This is a genomic window from Streptomyces sp. NPDC096152, assembly GCF_044763235.1.
Taxonomy (GTDB): Bacteria; Actinomycetota; Actinomycetes; order Streptomycetales; family Streptomycetaceae; genus Streptomyces.
On the sequence record NZ_JBIWFW010000009.1, the window covers coordinates 311,443 to 327,861 of the forward strand.

Below are 16,419 nucleotides of genomic sequence, written 5' to 3' on the forward strand. Positions count from 1 at the left end.
CCTCTCAGGGGAGCCTGGGATCTTGAAAACCGTTCGTCTCAGGACACGTTGGCCTCGGTGATGGCGGATGCCGTTGCCATGATGCTGAGTTGGGGGTTGACCTCTGGGCACGAAGGCAGGACGGAGGCGTCGGTGATGAGGACGCCGGTGACGCCGCGCAGGCGGCCGTGAGGGTCGACGGGTGCGCGGTCCGGGTCGGCGCCCGCGGCGGCTGTTCCGGTGGGGTGGAAGGCCGACAGGTGCAGGTGCCGCGGGGTGATGCCGGCGAGGATCGCGTCCAGTTCGTCCGGTGTGCGGGCGTACGGAGAGCCTGAGATGCCCGTGAGGACTTCCTGTGCGCCGGCGGCGAAGAGGAGGCGCCCCATGGCGCCCAGGGCGGTGTGCAGGCGCCGGCCGTCGGCCGGGTCCAGGGCGTAGCGGACCAGGGCGCGGTTCCGGCCGCTCACCCGGCCCGAGGGGCGGTCCGCGATCATGGCGCCCAGGACCGCCAGGTGGTCGGCGCCGTCGAGTTCCCGGCGCAGGCTGCGGCCGAGGCCGGGAAGGATGAAGCTGCTCATTCCGGGCGGGCTCGCGGTGGCCTCGATCAGGACGCCGCGCTCGTGGAGTTCCTCGACGCCGACGCTCTGCAGGACGCCGCGCCAGGAGGTCACGGGTTCGCTGAAGCGGCCCGCCAGGCTGGTCGCCGGATGCACGCTGAGGTTGCCGCCCAGCCGCGGGTGGGCTCCGAGGCCGGAACGGCGCAGCAACGGCGGCGTCTCCAGGGCGCCCGCGGCGGTGACCACGAGCGGGGCGAGGATCTCGAACGCGCTGCCGTCGGCCCGCAGCACGTGGACTCCGGCCGCGCGGGGGACCCCTGGGCGGTCGTGGTCGACCAGGATGCGCCGTACCCGCGCGCCGGTGACGATGCGGGCGCCCGCGGCGCAGGCGTCGGGCAGTACGGACACCTGGACGCTCTGCTTGGCGCCGGTGGGGCAGCCGATCACGCACTGGCACGAGCCCGCGCAGCCGGGCGCGTTGCGGCGCAGCGGCCCGGCCCGCCATCCGAGCCGTTCGGCGCCGGCCAGCGCGAGCAGCCCGTTGGTGCCGAGGACGTCCAGCGGCTGTGTGCCGACGCGCAGGAGCGCCTCGGTCGCGTCGAGGTGTGCGTCCAGGCCGTCGGCCAGGTCGAAACCGAAGCGGCTGCTCCAGCGGGCGAGGACGTGCGGGGGAGTGCGGTAGCAGGTACCGGAGTTGACGACGGTGGTGCCGCCGACGGCGCGCCCCACGGGCAGCAGCAGGGGCGGGTTGCCGAGGGCGGCGGTCGCGCCGCCGTCCCGGTAGAGGTCGGTGAAGCGCTCCAGGGGCGTACGACGCTGGAAGGAGGCCGTGGAATGGTGCTCGCCCTCTTCGAGGACCACGACGTCGGCCCCGGCGCGTGCCAGGACACGGGCGGCGATCGCTCCGCCCGCACCCGAGCCGATCACGACGGCGTCGGCGGTGGAGCGAGCGGGCCACTCCCCGGCGGGCACACAGGTGAGGGGCGGGTCCGCGCGCGGAACGGGAGACGGTGCCGGTGCCGTCCGCTCGGTGGCCGCGGCGAGCAGGACCGGCACCTTGAGGAGGTCGAGCAGGGGAACCAGCCGGGGGCGGCCCGCCAGCGAGGCGAGGACCGCCTCCCGGTCGTCGGGGCTCAGTGAGGCCAGCCGGCGGCCCGTGCGGAGGACGCCGTAGGCGTCGACGGCGGCGGCGCCGGTGCGCACCGCGGCCCGTACCGGTCGCGGCAGCGCGGCCAGCAGAGTGCCGAGGCGGTGCGGCACGCGTGCGGCCCACGGGTCGTCGCCGGTGTCGGCGATCAGGGCGGCCACGAGTCCCTCGGCGGTCACCGGTCACCCACCTCGGCGTGCGCGGTGCCGTCCAGGGTCCAGACCGCCTCGGTGCGCCAGCGGCCCCACCAGCGTTCCAGCACGACCTCGGCGTCGGAGCGCTCGCTGTTGCGGCACACCGCCGGGGCACCGTCCGGATCGCGGTAGTCCAGGGCGAGGGTCCGGTCCGCGGGCTGGGTGACGGTGACGCGGACGCGCCGCAGGGCGGTGCGCCCGGTCACCGTCCACTCCGGCAGGCCGATCCGGGCCCGGAACCGCCCGATCCCCAGCAGCCCGGCCGCCGAGCGCTCCGGCCGCGACGGCCAGGTGCGGCCACGGTGCTTCAGCCGGAGGAAGACCAGCGGCGGCAGACGGCGCAGCAGCGGCCTGGTGGACACGGCCGCGACGACTTCCAGGACGTCCCCATCGCCGAGATCGGCGTGGAGCCAGGCCCAGCGGCGGGCGTTCCCATGGCCGTAGATGCGGGCGGAGGCGCCCGGCGCGTCCCGCAGCGTGAGCGTGCGCTCTCCGTCGTGGAGTGTGCCGCTGTAGGCGGCGCGGGAGGCCGGCAGCAGGTGCGTCGCCGGGAGAAGGGAGCGCCGCCACGACCAGCGCGGAAAGGTGAACAGCGGTGCGCCCAAGGGGTTCTCGGTGAGGTCCCAGCTGAAGTCGTCCGCGCTGCCGCTCAGTTGTCCGCCCACCGCGGTGACACCGACGGCGCTGAACCCCTCTGCGGGGCTGGGCCAGGGGGCGGGCCCGAAGCGGGCGTGACGCACCTTTCCCTCCCGCGGGAAGGTGGCGACCCAGCCGTGGGCCGTGGGCGGGGATCCGTCGGTGGGCACGGTGAGTTCGTGATGCAGCCAGACTCCAGTGCCGGTGGCCGGGTCGGTGACCGTGGTGTACCAGACCTCGGTGCGGCCGGGCCGGCCGTCCCACCGGGGCGCGGCGTAGCGGGCGGCTTCCTCCCGGCCGGGGAAGCGGAAGCTGAGCAGGAAGGGGAGCAGCCCGGTGGCGGCCGGGAAGCGGAGCGTTCCTGTGCCGATACGTGCTCCGTCCTCGTAGAGGGTGACCGGCAGGACCGTCATCGACTTCACCGGGTGACGAGCCGTCACCGACTTCCACCCGTCCAGGGTGAGCGTGCGGCGGTCGCCGGTGGTGAAGGACAACCGGTAGCGGATACGGCGGCGGGCGAGCGGTGAGATCTGCATGGTGCCCTGCGTGCGCGGATCGTCGGCGAACCCGGTGATGCGCAGCCGGCCGTTCAGCCGGGCCGTGGTGGTGCGGTGCGGCAGCAGCACCTCGTCGGCCTCCGCGCGCAGGTCCAGACGGATGCGCCGGTCGTGGTCGTCGCTGTCGAGACGGACCGTGCCCAGCAGCGTCTCCGCGAACGAGGTTCCCCTCACGACAGCCCCTCCAGCATGATCTGCTCGGTCTCCCGCAGGTAGGCGTCGGCGGACGCCCTCGCCCTGGCGGTGTCCGCCGCCGTCACCGCCTCGACCACCGGAGCGAGCCGCCCGTGAGCGGCGACCGCGTCGGTGAAGGGCCCGCGCAGCGCGACCCGCACGGGGAGGTAGGCGTTGAACAGGGTGTTGGTCAGCAGCACGTAGACGCGGTTGCCGGTGGCGCGGGCGAGGGCGCGGTGCACCTCGACGTCGGCCAGCTGCACGGCGTCGGGGCTCTCCGCGTCCCGCACCGCGTCCAGCAGCGCCCGCAACTCCCTGCGCCGGCCGTCCGTGGCCCGCTCGGCGGCGCGCTCGGCGATCAGGACGCCGACGCTGCGGCGCACCTCGAACACCTCATGGATCCACCGCGCGTCGTGACGCACCAGCATGGGCAGCAGATCCGCGCCACCGAGCCGGGCGAAGTCCCGCACCCGGGTGCCGACACCGTGCCGGGTCTCCAGCAGCCCGGCCTGCATCAGACGCCCGAAGGCGTGCTTGAGGGTGGTGCGCGTGACGCCGTACCCGTCGGCGAGCTGACGCTCGGGAGGCAGGTAACTGCCCGGCGGACGGCTGCCGTTCAGAATGTCCTCCCGCAGCCGGTTCTCCAGGACGTCCACGATCGTCTCGCGGGGCAAGGCCTCCACGATCCCTCCTCAGGGCGGCACGGTGACTGAGTGGCTCAGCCACTGAACCAGCATGGGTGGGGGACCGTCAACCCCTACGGCTCTACCTGGCAACTCCCATGCTTATTGGCGCCATTGGCCTAATACCTGCCAAGAGACAGCCTCGTGCGACTGCCGTCTCCGACCGGGGCGTCTCCGGCCGGACGCTGCTGCTCGGAGTGCCGTCTGCTGGTGCCTGTCCCCACCTGATGCTGCTGATCCCGTGCCTCAAGGGCGGAAGGTGGCGACGGAGCCGACAATGAAAACAAGCAGCAGCGCCACTCCGGCCAGGAGCCCGAGGGCCGTCCGGCCCTCCCCGCGCCCGGCGGTCTCAGCAGTTGGCGCTGTAGCGAATGCATCCGGGTGGCGGGGTGTGGCTGTGGTCCCACTCGTGCTGCGCGGCCGTCAGCGATCCGCCTGCCAGGAGGGCCACCAGCAGGTGTGCGATCACCGTCCAGCGGGCACGGAAGATCGCCGCGAGAACTGCCAGGATGAGTACGGCGATCAGCAGCATCCGTACCCGCTCGATGTGCGCGAGAGCGGCCGCGTCGATCTGTGCTTGTTCGCCCTGCGCTGCCCATACCTCCAGGCCGTAGCCGTACATCCAGTCCAGCACGAGCCACGCGGTCTCCAACAGGAACAGCGGGATCGCGAGGGCGAGGTCCACGCCCGGGCGTGTTCGGTGCGACCAGGGGCGCCGGCGCTCCGGGGCTGGAAGGGTCTCGGTCATGGATGCAGGATGCCGCGGCTGGTGGTGATCCGCATGAGTACCCGTACCCAACTCTGGCGCGGTGGAGCGGCCAGGTGATGGGTGGCTTCATCAACTGTTCGTCTCACAGGGGGCTTTACCAGAGCCACGTTGTCTACTGGCAACGAGCCCCCTCGCCTCGGCGGAAGGCTGGTGCCGTAATGGCGGCGAAGCCGATCGCCAGTACCGGGAAGAACAGGCCGGAACAGGCCGACCGTGACCGCAGTGCCCACCCGTGAGGGGGAAGGGGTACACGCGATCGTGCCCGGCCTTGGCGGCAGTTCAGGCGGTCGAAGTGATCGCTCGGGTGACGGCCGTGATCGCCGGGTCGGGGTGGCCGGGGAGGCGTGCCACGAGCACCCGGCGGATCTCGGGGGGTGCGCCGTCGACGCGCAGCAGGCTCACCCCGGGGGGCAGCACCGGTGAGAGCCGGGACGGCACCGTCGTCACGCCGAAGCCGCCGGCGACCAGCTGGAGCTTCGTCAGCCAGTCGCGCGCGGAGTGGACGATGCGCGGCCGTCCGGGCAGGCCGGGCCAGACGCCGAGCAGCGGCTCGGAGCTCGATGACGGGGTGGCGATCCACGCGGCGTCGACCAGCTCGTCGACGTGCACCGTGGCGCGTCCGGCGAACTCTCCCCTCGACGGCACCGCCACGACCAGTTCGGTGTCCGCGACGGTCTCGACGTGCAGGGGCGGTGAGTCGCCGTCGAAGGACCGGTGGGGTGGGCGGGACGTCAGCACGGCGAGGTCGAGCGAGCCCGCGCGCAGCGCCCGGATCAGAGTAGGCGTGGTGCCCTCGCTGGTGGTGACCGTGATCTGCGGTTCGGCTGCCGCGAGGTGCGCGAGTGCGGCGGGACGACCCGGCCCGCTGGGCCGCGCTCAGCGTGCACGCCATCTCCTACGGCGGGCTGCTCGCAGGCGGGCTCGCAGCCGGCGAGACGCTGCTCGTCAGCGGGGCCACCGGCAACCTCGGCAGCAGCGCGGTCGCGGTCGCGCTCGCGATGGGAGCGGGCCGCGTCATCGCCCCGGGCCGCAACCAGGCCGCGCTCGACCTCCTCGCCGACCGGTTCGGTCCGCGGCTGCGCCCGATCCCGCTGACCGGAGACGAGGCCACCGACCGCGCGGCGATGTCCGCGGCGGCCGACGGCCCGATCGACATGGTGATCGACCTGCTCCCGCCGAGCGCACCCAGCTCGGCGTCGCGCGCGGCGGCCATGACCGTGCGCGAGTACGGCCGCGTTGTCCTCATGGGCGGCGTCGGCATGCTCGGTGGCGACGACCTCGCACTCCCGTACCCATGGATCATGCGCAACTCCATCACCGTGCGCGGGCAGTGGATGTACCCGCGCACAGCCAATGTCGGCATCATCCGGCTCCTCGCCTCGGGCACTCTCGATCTCGCCCCCGAACGGGTCCGGTCGTTCGGCCTCGATGCCGTCAACGACGCCATCGCGTACGCCGCCGCGCACGGTGGCCCGTTCGACCGCACCAGCCTTACCCCATCGGCGGGCTGACACGGATCACAGAACCACCCAAAGAGTCACGAACCGCCCACTCAGAGCGAAATCCGTTGTCACACTTGGCAGTTGGGTCGCGTGGCGTCACCTTCTTGCGGGTGACAAATGATCTTGTGCCTGATGACCTGTGGGAGTGCGTGGGCCCCGTTGCTCCCGGGGGTTGTCCGTGCGGATCGCGGATCATCGGCAGCGCGATGGCAACGTGAAGTGGAAGCGGCTGAGCCGGGCCTGGCCTCCCTTCGCCCTACCCCAGCCGGCGGACGGTGAGAATCTGTTCGGCCTGGCCGACGGGACCATCGATGTCGTGCAGGACGCTGCTGGTGAGCCCCTGCCCCGACGGACCGAAGGTGACGGTGGTCTCCAGCCCCGTCCAGCGGCCCTGCGGCTGACGGTGCAAGTGGATCGTCAGGTCGAGGTTGGGGAACATCCACTCCGTGGGATCCTGCTGCACGGCGATGCCGTTGGCGGTGTCCACGAGGGCGATGTAGGAGGCGAGCGGGCTGCTGGGCTCGCCCGCGACGAGGTCGACGAGCGACGAGATCCAGGCCGTGGTGCGGCCCCTGCGGGCCGGCGGCAGCCGCCGGACGTCGATCGACGAGATGTAGCCGCCGTCCCATGCGTCGCTCATCGCCCAGGGCGTGAGGGCCTCCGGATCGGGGAGGCGTTCGTGCGGGCTGTCGGCCACGGCCGAGGTGTCGTAGGAGGCGAGGAGCCACGCCCGGGCACGCACGACCGTCCGCCCGCCGATGACCACGACGGCTTCGAGGAGTTCTATGGTCCGGCCGGATCGCACCGTCTCCACGGTGATCTCGCACTCGTCCAGGGCGATGCGCCCGAGGATGTCGTAGCTGATCCTGGCCAGGTTCAGATTCCGTGCGGCATGCCCGGCGAGGTGGCGGTCGATGGCGTGGACGACGAGGCCCGCGAGTGGACTGAAGTGCTGCTCGTCGGCGTTCCAGGCGCCCCCCGCATGGGCCGTGGGCTTGTAGCGGCGCTCGGCCGTGCGCTCGTAGTAGCTCTCACGGGCGCCGGTGCCGGTGGTCACGGGATCCTTCTCCTCTGGCCAGAACAGGGGGCATGCGGAACAGGCGGCTCCATGCCGATGCTGATGATCGTAGGACGCGCCGTCCGCCTCGTCACCGTGAGCCATCGCACAACAGGACAAGGCGGGCGATCCGGTGCCGTTCACACCGCGCGTCGGATCCTGCGGAGGCTTGCACGGCCGCCGATTCAGCCGGTGCGGCGCAGAACGGCCCAGCTGCCCCAGCCCGCCTCGGACTCCGTCGCCCGCCAGGTGCCGGGCAGAGCGGCGGCGACGGTGGCCGCGGGAAGGTACAGCGGCCCGTCGGAGCCGAGCTGGTTGATCCACAGCAGTACTCCGCCGGGAGCCAGGACGCGGGCGGTCTCGGCCGGGAACAACAGCATGTCGATCGCCGCCATGACGACGACCGAGGCGTCCGCGAGCGGCAGCCTGCTCGCGTCGGCGCGGACACGCCAGGGGGAGCGACCGTCGGCCTGGCGCAGCATCCGCATCGACAGGTCCACGCTGATCACCTGCCGGAACGCGGCCGTGAGCGCGGGGGTGAACAGACCGGTGCCCGAGCCGATTTCGAGACACGGCCCCTGGGGCATCGGTCCACCGCGAGCGAGGGCGTCGCATACGGGGTCGTCGCGGCCGGTGGCGCGGGTGGTGTCCCATTCTGCGGCGAGCTGGTCGAACTGGTCGGTGACGAACCGAGCCGCCTCGGCGGTCCACGAGCGCCGACCGGCGGCCAGGTCGCGGGCGAAGACCCGAAAGACCTCGGCGGTGCCGGGCGGCGGAACCGGTTTGCCGTCCGGGCTGGGCAGGACGCGCGGCAAGGTGGCAGTCACAGGATCAACTTCATCACGGTAACGGTGCCGCGCGGATCGGCTCGTGGATGGAATCGGCTCTCTACCCAGGGGTGGAGTGCCGCCCCGCGGCGATCCCGAGTTTCGGCCCGAGGCCGTATGCGACGACCTCCACGGAAATGCCCCTGGAAGAATTCCACATATCGGTATGTCCGCATATGCGACTCGACGACCCCGGCGGTGGGCAGCCTCCCATCGCTCACCGAGCGATCATGCCGGCCCGCCGGCCCGCCGGCCCGGACAGTCCGACAGACCGGCCCTTGATTCCCCTCAGGCCGGACGTCACGAAGAGGGGAGCGAGCGCCCCACGGTCAGCTCAGCCCGTCGCCGAAGCCGTTCGTCAGCGTCCCCGAGCAGCCGTTGCGCCGCCCGTAGCCGCGCGGCCCCGCCGCGTGCGTCCAGCAGCCGGTACGCCGAGACGCGCACCCACCTGGGCCGTTCCGTGCCGAGCCGCTCCGACAGCCAGTGCTCCGGCAGCAGTTCGGCGGAGGGCAGCAGGGCGAGGGTGGCCTCGGTCACCACCCCGGGCGCCGGGTCGTCGAGCAGTAGACGCATCCGCGCCACGTCCGTCGCATCCAGCGTCCGCAGCCCGGCCACCGCCTGCGCCCGCACCCGTGCAGCCGGATGGTCCAGCAGCGGCCACAGCAGGGCGGCGTCCGCCCGCTCCCCGCACTCCGCCAGCCCGATGGCGGCACCGGGCGGGAGCACGTCGTCCGTCGGATCGGCGCACCGCTCCCGGTACCAGGCGAGCGGATCACCACCGAGTTGGCGTACGACATACCGGGCACAGGCCCGTACCAGCCCCGATCGGTCCGTAAGGAAGCCGGCGGCCTGTTCCGTCCGCCCCAGCCTCCGCAGCGCCGTGACCCCGGCCGACCGGGCGCGGGGATTGCGAGCGGCGAGAAGCGGTCCGACGACGTCGTCGGCATCGTCCTCCTCCACGTTCCTCTTCGCCAAAGCGGCCAGCGCGGCCTCGGCGCACAGACTCTGGACGACGGCGTCCTCGTCGCGGGCGGCCGCGCGCGCCAGTTCGACGGGGGAGAGGAGCCCTTGTCCGGCGGCGAGGCGGTGCGCGAAACGGCGTACGGCGCGGTCGGTGTCGGTGAGCAGCGGCGCGAGCTGTTCTTTGGGTGCCCGGCACAGCACCTCGCTCACCAGGGCGACGGCGAAGTCGCCGCGGCTCCGCCGGCCGACGCGCAGCACCAGCGAGGTGAGCCGGACCGCGGTCTCCGCGTCCAGCGCCCGCGACAGGTGACCGCGGGCCAGTTCCCGCACCGGCTCCGCCCAGTCCGCACACCGCACGACCACCAGCGGCAACAGCTCCCGGTGCCCGACGGCCTGTCCCAGGGCCCGGTGCCGGATCCGGCCGTCCCGATGGCACAGGGCGAGCGCGAGTTGAGACTCGGTCAGCCGTCCCCTGCCCCGCAGAGCAGCGGTGAACCGGGCCCCACCCGGCAGAGCAGTGGTGAACCGTCCCTCGCCCCGCAGAGCAGCGGTCAGCCGGGCCCCCTCCGCCGTCGTCTCCCAGGCAGGGACGCCGTACGGCGCGGGCAAGTACCACAGGTCCGCACGCACGCCCTCGTCCAGCGCCAGCCAGGCGCTCGGATCACTGATGTCGACGACGTCCCGCAACGCCGCGCCACGGGCCAACTGCCCGGCGGCCACTGCTCCGCCCTTGACGTCCTCGTACACCGCCCGACCTCCCCCTGAGCTGCCGTTCTGAGTGATCGTATGGTCAAGTCGATGCTCCGTCGCCCGGATTACGGTCTGCGCGGCCTCGCGGCCGACAGCGCGGCGGAAGGACCTCACTCTCTGCGATCGGTCAGAGCCCAAGCGCGGGCCGGCCGGACGGACGGTCTTCGCGCGAGCGGGGTTGTGTCACTTGATCAACTGCCCTTACCTTGCCTCCTCATGACCATGTCACGAAGAACGATCCTCAAGGGCCTGGCCGCCGCACCCTTCGTTGCGGCAGCGGGAAGCGTGCTGTCACCCACCGTCGCCGAAGCGGCCACCATCGACGCGAGCCAGTTCACGCTCGCCGCCCGATCCGGCAACAAGTACGGCGAGTTCGCCGCTCTGACCGCCGGCCTGGCGGCCAGGCTGACCACGGTGGACGCCACGACCGTCATCGCCGACACCAACCGCAGTGCCACCCACCTCACCAGCGCGCCCAGCACCGTCGAGGCGTTCGCCACCGGCTTCGCCTGGGACAGCGACGACCAGGCGGTCGACTACTGGATCCCGCAGGGCGTCACCACCAGCGCCGACGCCTACGGCAACGGGGTCTACCCGTCGGGCGGCACCAACAAAGTCGTGCTCGCCTCCTGGTACTTCGAGACCGACCCCGACGGCGACGGCGTCGACGAGTACACCCTCGACAAGGGCCTGCGGCTGACGTTCGTCGACTACAACACCGCCTCCACACCGACGTACCGGCACGTGCTCCTGGTCGAGCCGGTCACCACCGCCACCGGGGAGTACTCCTTCAACCCCATCCGCAAGCACGCCGGCGGCATCATGTGGTACGGCAACCTGCTCTATGTCGTCGACACCTACAAGGGGCTGAGGGTGTTCGACCTGAACACCCTCTTCACGGTCGCGACCGCCGAGAAGGACGTGTGCGGCCTGCACACCGACGGGTCGTACTACGGCTACGGGTACCAGTACGTCCTGCCGCAGAGCTACGCCTACGACAACGCGGGGACGTACCTGCGCTACACCGCCATCGGGCTCGACCGCGCCAGCACCCCCGACAGCCTGGTGGTGAGCGAGTACTCCCTGTCGGGCACCGTCGACTACACGGACGGCACCTTCAACGGCACCGGCCCCGGCACGACCACCCCCAAGGTCGTCCGCTGGAACCTCGACTACACCAACCGGCAGGTGGCCTCGCTCACCGCGTCCGAAGCCGTGACCGTCGCCCAGCAGAAGATCCAGGGCGTCGTGTCACGCAACAGCAAGCACTACCTGTCGACGAGCGCCGGCCCGTCCACCAAGGGGTCGCTGCGCACCTTCACCTCCGGCGACTCGACCGCGACCACCGTCTGCGACCTGGCCATCGGCTGCGAGGACCTCAGCTACCACAGCAGCGGCGCGTCCGGCTGGGCCTACAGCGAGTCCGTGATCTGGAACGCCAGCGAGTACGTCAACAAGCGGTACGTCTACGCCGTACACGCCGACGGGACGTGACCGCGTCGCCCTCACTCCCTGTTCGGGGACGGGGGGCGTGACGGGCCGAACCGGACGGGCCTCGGGACCTCCGGGTGCCTGGCGGGCCCGGCCGGGCCGTGCGCGGCGGCCTGTGCGGCCGGCGCGCCGGCGAGGCCACAGCAGGTGTACCGCATCGCCCCAGTTGACGACATCACAGGCCGTGTCCTGCTCTGACCTGCGGAGACCCGCGCCGCGGTGAGACCTTCGCGGGACAGGTCGGGGCAGTGGGCGCGGAGGGCCGGGCAGTGGTAGGACTGAGGACCCCGTACACCGTCGCGATACCGGTCCGGCCCGCCATGCGGTCCCCTGCCCGGCCGCGAGGCCGTACGGCTTTCTGATGCGTATGACCGAGGAGGCGGGCGTGTTCGACGAGGCCGGCGAGGATGAACTCCTGCTTGCGGCGATGATGCAACTCGGCGCGCGGGGTGGCGCGATAGGGGGCGCCGCCGGAGGAACGATCACCGGGCACCGCGGACTGGGCAGAGCCGGAGCACGCGGCGGTGCGCGCGGAGCCGCGCGAGGCTTCAAGTGGACGAAGAAGGACGTCAGCACCACGCGCATACCACTGCCCGGAACAGTCGAGGCCGCTTCCTCACTGCTTCACGGCATCCTGACCGGAGTGGGGAGCCTGACGGGAACACAGGCGCGCGACGACGGGGGCGTCACCATGCGGGCGATCGTCGGCGTCGGGCTCGGCGGCATGAACCCCGCCGTCGTGACGGCCGTTGTGGCAGCGGCCCCCGACGGCACGGCGGTGCTGGAACTCCGCGCCGCGGGCCGCGAAGGGCTGATCAAACAACACCCGGCCGACAAGGCCCTTGCGAAGATCACCGCTCAACTCGGTGCTGTTTGAGCCTCTGAGCCTCTTCAGCGTCAACCGGCGCCTTCCGCGTGGGACGGGCGACGTCCGGTACGGGCCCTTCACCCGGGACGGCCTGGCGTCGAGCGTGGATCAGGATCCACGGGGGAGCACCGAACGGCTGCCTCAGAATGCGCTGCCTGCAGCGTCACCTGTGTCTGCAGAGCGCGCACCAGCGTGCTGAGTTGGGGAAGGTCGCGGCGGCGGATCCGTCCCTCGTCGCGGCGGCCGGCCTCCCCCCGCCTCGGACCGAGCCGGCCAGTGTCCTGTACGCCCCTGGAGTGCCGGTCCGGTTCGGCCCGCCCGTCCGACTGCCGCCGGGCCACCGCACGCACTGATCCCTCTCCGGAAAGCCGGCGACGACGTGTGTCCCCGCCGCCACGGACTGTCTCCCGGTGTTGTAATCGCACGCGATAAACCCGGCGACGTCGGCGGTCGTCCCCGTGATACTGGTCGCCCATGGATGAGGTCGAAGTCGTCGTCGCCCATTCCGAGCGTGCGACTCTGCGCGTCGGCGACGTGTTCCTGAAGGTGGACGCGGATCAGGCGCGCATCGACGCCGAGGTCGAGGCGATGGCCCTGGTGCCGGTCCCGACCCCGGAGGTCCTGTGGCGCAAGCCGCCCGTGCTCGCGATCGCCGCACTCCCCGGTACGACGCTTGGGCGCCTCGGCGGGCCGTCGACCGGGTCACCGGCGGCGTGGGTCGCGGCGGGCGCCGCCATCCGAAAGCTGCATGACGCGCCGTTGCCGCCCCGGCCCGGCCGGGCCGGCCGGAGCATCGTCGCGCTGGCGGCGGAACTCGACGACGAGTGCGAGTTGCTCGTGACGAACGGCGTCCTGCCCGCCGACCTGGTCACCCGCAATCGTCAGGTCGCCGAGGCCGCGCTCCGGCCGTGGACTCCGGCGTTCACGCACGGCGACCTGCAGATCGCGCACGTCTTCGTCGACGGCGACGAGGTCACGGGCATCATCGACTGGTCCGAGGCGGGCCAGGGGGACGCCCTGTACGACCTCGCCACCTTCACCCTCGGTCATGAGGAGCACCTCGACGACGTCATCGCCGGCTATGGCATAGACGTCGACCTCGACGTGATCCACGCGTGGTGGTCGTTGCGAAGCCTGCTGGTGGTTCGCTGGCTGATCGAGCACGGCTTCGACCCGTTCGAGCCGGGCTGTGAGGTCGACGTGCTGAGATCCCGGATGTGAGGCTGCGCGGGCCCGACCACTGTGAGTGCGTTCTGACGCATCGAGCGCCTCCCTCAACTCCCAACAAAATGCGGTGCGCAGTCGTCGCCGGCAGATGACGGCCCAGCCGAGGGTGACGAACGCGTGGTGGATGTCGTCGCGGATCTCCCAGCGGATGCGCAGTCGTTGCGGTTGCCGCCGGTGGTGATTGCCGCGAGCGGGACGCCGTGCGCCTCGACGATCAGGTGGTGCTTGCTGCCGGCCTTGCCCCCGGTCGACCGGGGACGGACCGGAGGAGTCGTAAGGGCTCCCCGTTCCCCTGCAACGGCGGCTCCGCGCTCTCACCGTCCCACGGTGCTCCAGTCGGCGGGTGCGGGCGCGATCGAACGTCCCGCCGCGTGCTCATGGAGACGCCGTACGAGTTCCGGCAGGTCGGAGGCGGGGAAGCTCACCTGGAGCAGTCGCAGGTGGAACTCGGATTCCAGCTCCTCCTGGCGCATGGCGACGTCCATGGGCTTGATCTTGACGTCCCACGCGCCCGGGGCGGCCCAGTGCGTCATCCGGACGTAGAAGGCGTCTCGTGGGCCGGCATTCGCCACGGCCGACAGGAAGGTGAGACCACTGTCGATGGGGAAGTCGATGAGCATCCACCCGCGGCGGGACTCGACGTAGCCGGCCATGTGCGGCAGCTTCTCCACCCAGCTCGCGTTGCTCTCTCCGAGGTCCTGGCAGCAGGTGAACGTATCGAATCCGCATCGCCAGATCGCGTCTATCGCCGGCGCGAGTTCTTCGTCGATCTGAGCGTGACGGTGGCCCACCTCGACGAGAACCGTGGGATGGGTGCCTTCATAAGAGGTCATCGCAAGATCATAGGGCTGGCAGGGGCGTGCCCTCCGCGGCCCGAGGCGCATGGCGCCCGCGAGGCCACCCGTGACCTGAACGAGGTCCTGTGACGGGGCCTCGGGCTTCAGCAGCCCGGCGCACTGCGCGCGGTCGCCCGCAGACTTGACCCGACCCGCCGCACTCGTGGTCTGGCCGCGAACGTTCTGGCCGCGACAGATCCTCAGACGTCGGCCAATTCGGCGTTCGCGCGCTCCGTGATCAGTGACAACACCCGGCCCGCGACTGCCAGCTCCTCGGCCGGAATACCGGCGCAGAGGCGGGCAGAGATTTCGGCCGTCTCCGCGGTGGTGCTCTCGTACAGCTTCTGTCCGGCGGCCGTGAGCCGTATCCGGGACGCCACCGCCGGGTCCTCTTCCAGCAGCTTCATGGCCGTCAGCTCCTCGACCACGCCGCGCACGATGGACTCGTCGGTCTTCAGCGAGCCGCTGACATCGCCGACCAGCTCGTCCCGGCCGAGGGACTCGCCCGCGACCACGACGGCCCGGAGCGTCACACTCTGGTGGAACGTGGCGCCGTGGCGCGCCAGCACGCCCTCCAGGAGGGCACGCGCGGCGTAGTGCGCCAGGGCTATGACCCGGCCGTTCACCGGGGGTGCGGCAGTGGTCATGACTGCTCCTTGTTCGTCTCGATATGCGGATCAAGAGGTGCATCGAGGAGGGCCGTCAGCTCGCGGGTGAACTGCCGTGTGCGCGGGCTGTCCTGTCCGCCCAGTGGCTCCAGCAACTGGCCCAGCAGGCCCTGGACCACCGTGATCGCGCGGTGTGTGACGTCGCGGCCTTGATCGGTGAGCGAGAGCTGCATGGCGCGCGGGTCGTTCGGATCCCGCGTGCGCGCGACGAGTCCGGCGGCCTCCAGAGCACGGGCGAGCTTGGAGACGTACAACGGTTCGAGCCCGGTGTGATCGGCGAGCCGGCGCTGGCTGGGCCGCAGCCCGGAGCGCGACATGCCGTACAGCGATGCCATCAACGCGTACTGGGCATGGGTCAGGCCCAGCGGCCCGACCGCCCGGTCGACGGCTACCCGCCACTTCATCGACAAGCGCCAGACCAGAAACCCCGCCGTCGCACTCTCCGCTGCTGAACTCACAGCAAAAACTATACATGGCTATTATGTACATGGCTTCTATTTTTCTGGTTGTACGTCAGGGCTGCCCCCTCGCTCGGCCTGCCGCCCTCGGGCCACAGCCTGATGCTCGTCACGGCGGCCGCCGTCATGCTGACCCTCAAGGGTGCCGCGGTGGTGCCGTGGAACGTGCGCACCGCCCCCCCTTAGCGCGACTCACCTTGCTATCGGGGGAGCGACACGCGGGTGTAGTGGGTGAGCGAGCGTCAGTAGATCACCTTAAAGGGCTAATCGTATGTCAATACGCCTAATACTAAAGGGCTTTGTCGTGTGCCGTGCGGCCAGAGGGAGGGGGCGAGGGTGCCGAAAATACCCCGTTCGGCGCTCCAGGATCAGCTCTCCGAAATGCCCGATATGACAGACGTGGAGGTGATCGTTACGTTCAATATCGTACCGGCTGTCGAGCCGGTGTCCGTGAGACAGGAGAAGCGACATGAAGACCTCTCGTTCCACTGTTGTCACCGCAGGTGTCGCGGCTGCCGCGGCTCTGGTGGCGACGGGTATCACCTACGCCTCGGCCGCTTCGGTGCCTGCGGCGGCGCCGGCGGCCCCGGCGGTCCAGGCGGCTCCGGCCGCTCCCGCGGCGGCTCCCGCAGCGGCCCCCCTCGACGGTGGCGCCCCGAACAAGGGCAACGACTACGACGAGGGCCGCATCCTCATCAACGAGCGCTCGTACTCCTCCCACGCCGGTGACTGCATCACCGTGATCAGCGGCCTGGGCGCCAAGACCCTGAACATCCGCAACGACAGCCGCAGGACCGTCGAGGTCTTCCGCGGGGTGGTCTGCGACAACGGCGCTCCCGTCGCCACCGTCGGCCCGCACAGCTCCAGCGACGGCGTGCACGTGCGCTGGACCAAGGGTGTCAAGGTCAAGAACGGTGTCGTGGGCAGCTTCCGCGTGGTCGACCACGACTACAAGGACTGATCCCACGCCGACCCAATGATGCGGAAGCCCCGGCCCGCCGGAATCGGGCCGGGGCTTCGGCCTGTCCATTGTCCGACACCCGCGCCCCGGGCACACCCGGCCGGTGCCGGACAGC

15 protein-coding genes and 3 pseudogenes are annotated in these 16,419 nt (G+C 71.3%); 6 read left to right on the forward strand and 12 right to left on the reverse strand.

Features of this window, described 5'->3' with window-relative positions; translation table 11 throughout:
* Positions 1 to 38 precede the first annotated feature (38 nt).
* The 5 genes and pseudogenes from ACIQ9G_RS29565 to ACIQ9G_RS29585 form a co-directional block, all read right to left on the reverse strand.
* Positions 39 to 1,862: a GMC family oxidoreductase N-terminal domain-containing protein gene (locus ACIQ9G_RS29565; protein WP_403615508.1), complete on the reverse strand. Its 1,824-nt coding sequence runs from the start codon at positions 1,860 to 1,862 to the stop codon at positions 39 to 41.
* Positions 1,859 to 3,244: a hypothetical protein gene (locus ACIQ9G_RS29570; RefSeq protein ID WP_403615510.1), complete on the reverse strand. Its 1,386-nt coding sequence runs from the start codon at positions 3,242 to 3,244 to the stop codon at positions 1,859 to 1,861. Before ACIQ9G_RS29570 ends, ACIQ9G_RS29565 begins: the two co-directional genes overlap by 4 nt.
* Entirely contained in the window at positions 3,241 to 3,927 is a 687-nt protein-coding gene (locus tag ACIQ9G_RS29575) for a FadR/GntR family transcriptional regulator (RefSeq protein ID WP_403615512.1), read from the reverse strand. Before ACIQ9G_RS29575 ends, ACIQ9G_RS29570 begins: the two co-directional genes overlap by 4 nt.
* A 349-nt stretch (positions 3,928 to 4,276) precedes the next feature.
* On the reverse strand, positions 4,277 to 4,675 hold the full coding sequence (locus ACIQ9G_RS29580) for a DUF6234 family protein (protein WP_403615515.1): 399 nt from the start codon (positions 4,673 to 4,675) through the stop codon (positions 4,277 to 4,279).
* A 300-nt stretch (positions 4,676 to 4,975) separates the two neighbouring features.
* Positions 4,976 to 5,548 (reverse strand): annotated as a pseudogene (locus ACIQ9G_RS29585) (LysR family substrate-binding domain-containing protein); the annotation flags it as partial.
* On the opposite strand from ACIQ9G_RS29585, the pseudogene ACIQ9G_RS29590 reads away from it, so the two are divergent.
* Positions 5,548 to 6,207 (forward strand): annotated as a pseudogene (locus tag ACIQ9G_RS29590) (zinc-binding dehydrogenase); the annotation flags it as partial. The pseudogenes ACIQ9G_RS29585 and ACIQ9G_RS29590 sit on opposite strands and share 1 nt — an antisense overlap.
* A 247-nt stretch (positions 6,208 to 6,454) precedes the next feature.
* Here the strand turns inward: ACIQ9G_RS29590 and ACIQ9G_RS29595 are convergent.
* The 3 genes from ACIQ9G_RS29595 to ACIQ9G_RS29605 form a co-directional block, all read right to left on the reverse strand.
* Complete coding sequence (locus tag ACIQ9G_RS29595) at positions 6,455 to 7,255, reverse strand: thioesterase family protein (RefSeq protein ID WP_403615518.1); 801 nt, start codon at positions 7,253 to 7,255, stop codon at positions 6,455 to 6,457.
* A gap of 185 nt (positions 7,256 to 7,440) precedes the next feature.
* The gene (locus ACIQ9G_RS29600) at positions 7,441 to 8,082 is read right to left on the reverse strand and encodes a class I SAM-dependent methyltransferase (RefSeq protein ID WP_403615521.1); all 642 of its coding nucleotides are present in this window, start codon (positions 8,080 to 8,082) and stop codon (positions 7,441 to 7,443) included.
* Between the two features lie 300 nt (positions 8,083 to 8,382).
* Positions 8,383 to 9,792 (reverse strand): hypothetical protein, encoded by a 1,410-nt coding sequence (locus tag ACIQ9G_RS29605; RefSeq protein ID WP_403615523.1) that lies wholly within the window; start codon positions 9,790 to 9,792, stop codon positions 8,383 to 8,385.
* Positions 9,793 to 10,011: 219 nt separating this feature from the next.
* Here ACIQ9G_RS29605 and ACIQ9G_RS29610 point away from each other — a divergent pair, with 219 nt between their 5' ends.
* From ACIQ9G_RS29610 to ACIQ9G_RS29620, 3 genes are all read left to right on the forward strand, one after another.
* A complete protein-coding gene (locus ACIQ9G_RS29610; protein WP_403615526.1) occupies positions 10,012 to 11,289 on the forward strand; it encodes a hypothetical protein in 1,278 nt (425 codons plus the stop codon).
* Between the two features lie 358 nt (positions 11,290 to 11,647).
* Positions 11,648 to 12,163, forward strand: a complete 516-nt coding sequence (locus tag ACIQ9G_RS29615; RefSeq protein ID WP_403615527.1) for a hypothetical protein — start codon at positions 11,648 to 11,650, stop codon at positions 12,161 to 12,163.
* A gap of 465 nt (positions 12,164 to 12,628) precedes the next feature.
* Positions 12,629 to 13,375, forward strand: a complete 747-nt coding sequence (locus tag ACIQ9G_RS29620; RefSeq protein ID WP_403615529.1) for a phosphotransferase family protein — start codon at positions 12,629 to 12,631, stop codon at positions 13,373 to 13,375.
* A 161-nt stretch (positions 13,376 to 13,536) separates the two neighbouring features.
* On the opposite strand, the pseudogene ACIQ9G_RS29625 reads toward ACIQ9G_RS29620, so the two are convergent.
* The 4 genes and pseudogenes from ACIQ9G_RS29625 to ACIQ9G_RS29640 all read right to left on the reverse strand — a co-directional run.
* Positions 13,537 to 13,648, reverse strand: a pseudogene (locus ACIQ9G_RS29625) (IS5/IS1182 family transposase); the annotation flags it as partial.
* Between the two features lie 47 nt (positions 13,649 to 13,695).
* Entirely contained in the window at positions 13,696 to 14,214 is a 519-nt protein-coding gene (locus ACIQ9G_RS29630; protein ID WP_403615531.1) for a hypothetical protein, read from the reverse strand.
* A 203-nt stretch (positions 14,215 to 14,417) separates the two neighbouring features.
* Positions 14,418 to 14,864, reverse strand: coding sequence for a MarR family transcriptional regulator (locus ACIQ9G_RS29635; protein WP_403615534.1), 447 nt, complete (start codon positions 14,862 to 14,864; stop codon positions 14,418 to 14,420).
* A complete protein-coding gene (locus ACIQ9G_RS29640) occupies positions 14,861 to 15,343 on the reverse strand; it encodes a MarR family winged helix-turn-helix transcriptional regulator (protein ID WP_403615536.1) in 483 nt (160 codons plus the stop codon). The genes ACIQ9G_RS29635 and ACIQ9G_RS29640 overlap by 4 nt, the downstream gene beginning before the upstream one ends.
* 48 nt (positions 15,344 to 15,391) lie before the next feature.
* Between ACIQ9G_RS29640 and ACIQ9G_RS29645 the strand changes: the two genes are divergently transcribed.
* Both ACIQ9G_RS29645 and ACIQ9G_RS29650 read left to right on the forward strand, forming a co-directional pair.
* Positions 15,392 to 15,529: a hypothetical protein gene (locus tag ACIQ9G_RS29645; protein WP_403615539.1), complete on the forward strand. Its 138-nt coding sequence runs from the start codon at positions 15,392 to 15,394 to the stop codon at positions 15,527 to 15,529.
* A gap of 283 nt (positions 15,530 to 15,812) precedes the next feature.
* On the forward strand, positions 15,813 to 16,304 hold the full coding sequence (locus ACIQ9G_RS29650; RefSeq protein WP_403615541.1) for a hypothetical protein: 492 nt from the start codon (positions 15,813 to 15,815) through the stop codon (positions 16,302 to 16,304).
* Positions 16,305 to 16,419: the final 115 nt, after the last annotated feature.